Here is a 1,449-nt window from a genome sequence, read left to right on the forward strand (position 1 = left end):
CCTTGTTTTTTAGCTTCTCTTAAAGCGCGTGCAATGGCTGGTTGCGTTATAGCAGCTGGACGAGGCGCCATATCTTTTCTCCTTACATTGAGATGCAATTCACGTGTGGCGTGAATCACGCTTGTGTTGAAAGTTGTTAGGAAGGGTGGGGGTGCTCGTAGATATGCGGGAACAAAACACCCCCATAAGGTTAAGCAGCTTTTGTTGAGAGTTGTTGTATCTCTCGTTCTATCTCTGCTAAAAAGGCTTCAACAGCTTGATTGATCTGTTCAATTTGTTGATCATCACGGAGAACACGCTTGACTTTCATGCGTAAGTGAAAGAATTCCCCCGTAAAACGTGGGTCATAGCTTACGAAATCACACCATTTCGTTCTGTACAAGCCATTTGGAATTGCATTTGTGCGTGATATTCTGGTTTGATTTCGTCACCTATACAAAAGCGCATATGTGTTACTGATCTCGGGCATTTGACTTCGATTAAACCGTCTTCTCCAATGAGACCATCGGGGCTAGCCCCCGCCATTTCTATTGTGGGGTGTTGGATAAAGCCGCACTTTGTTATATCGGCATCATAAATGAAGCCATATTCTCTCAAGGCATTATCTTCATGTTCGATACCCCAACGCATATCTTCAGTTTCATAATAGGGGCTTGTTTCGCCTGTTAAGCGCTCTGTTATGAGTTTGATTTTGTAGTCTTCATATTTGCTTGTAGGCAATCCTTTTGCTGTCTTACTGAGTATGTTGTAAACATTAGATGCGGTGACTTTACCCAAGCGCGCTTGAAACCATTCTGCTGTTCTTTGTTCCATATCACACCGCCGTTCTTTGTTCTTGTGATGCATATTCTATATCTTGGACGTGAATATATTCGGCATCTTGTATAGGCGCCTCTATTTGCTTTTGTTGTAGGAAAGATTGTTCTTTTTCATGCTGTCTCTTTTGCAAAACATCCAAAATCCTTTGTGCTCTTTCATCAGGAAGATCTTCAAGCTTGTCGACTCGTCCATACTTAAGCACTTTTTCCTCTTCTGTTTGAGTGATGTTTATTAATTGTTTGATTTGCGTAAGCACGTCATAAGAAACTAACTTCGTTTGTACGTTATGGTTTGCTTCATGGATACGTGCGGCTTCATCTTCTTCATAAATACCGGAAAGCCCGAAAGCATAGCGAGCACATTGTATAGTGGCTTTATGGCGTAACATACGTGCTGGATATTTTTGCCATGCTTCACTTTTTTCTTGTTCGCATTCTTTGCGATATTCGGTGACTTCGATAGGGTCTTTAATGCCTTTGAGACGAATAGCACATTTGATAGCAATGATATTCCCATCCTCATTGAGTTGATCTTGAAAGGTCATGCCATCAAAGTCAGGATTTGATTTGATGATCTTTATCCAACCGTCGATAGAAACAACGGGTATGATGCCGCCGCCTTTTTTAGGGA

At 41.7% G+C, this 1,449-nt stretch carries 1 protein-coding gene and 1 pseudogene; both read right to left on the reverse strand.

Annotated elements, in window-relative coordinates; genetic code table 11:
* Positions 1-190: 190 nt before the first annotated feature.
* Positions 191-813, reverse strand: a pseudogene (locus ACFIJ7_RS09445) (lambda exonuclease family protein).
* A gap of 1 nt (position 814) precedes the next feature.
* The coding region (locus ACFIJ7_RS09450; RefSeq protein WP_375645182.1) for a recombinase RecT at positions 815-1,449 on the reverse strand (635 nt) is incomplete at its 5' end.

Origin of the sequence: Bartonella sp. MR100HLJHH (assembly GCF_042194215.1) — a bacterium.
GTDB classification, from domain to species: domain Bacteria; phylum Pseudomonadota; class Alphaproteobacteria; order Rhizobiales; family Rhizobiaceae; genus Bartonella; species Bartonella grahamii.